Source organism: Xenorhabdus sp. NBAII XenSa04 (genome assembly GCF_963866145.1).
In the GTDB taxonomy this organism is placed as follows: domain Bacteria; phylum Pseudomonadota; class Gammaproteobacteria; order Enterobacterales; family Enterobacteriaceae; genus Xenorhabdus; species Xenorhabdus indica.
Genome location: NZ_CAWMEB010000388.1, coordinates 1 through 233, shown reverse-complemented (window position 1 = coordinate 233; position 233 = coordinate 1). Strand labels below are relative to the sequence as shown.

Sequence of the window (233 nt, the reverse complement as noted above, 5' to 3'; positions counted from 1 at the left end):
AGTCGCAGTGGCTCTGCCACCCTTGGCGGGCTGGAGCTGGGCTGGCGTTCGGATTTAATGTGCGGCAATTTTGACCTGAAAGCCACTGTCAGCAATCAGTTGAACGGTATCACGGCCGGATTTAAGAATCTGATGGGTGATGTGATTCAGGGCGCCACCGGTGCCGTGGCGAGTTTACCGGCCATGGTCATTCAGCGCGCCAATCCGGGTCTCTATGACATGCTGACCAATGG

The 233-nt window shown here is 56.7% G+C and carries 1 pseudogene; it reads left to right on the top strand.

Going from position 1 to position 233, the window contains the following annotated elements:
• Nucleotides 1–233: pseudogene (locus tag AAC147_RS12730) on the top strand (integrating conjugative element protein); the annotation flags it as partial.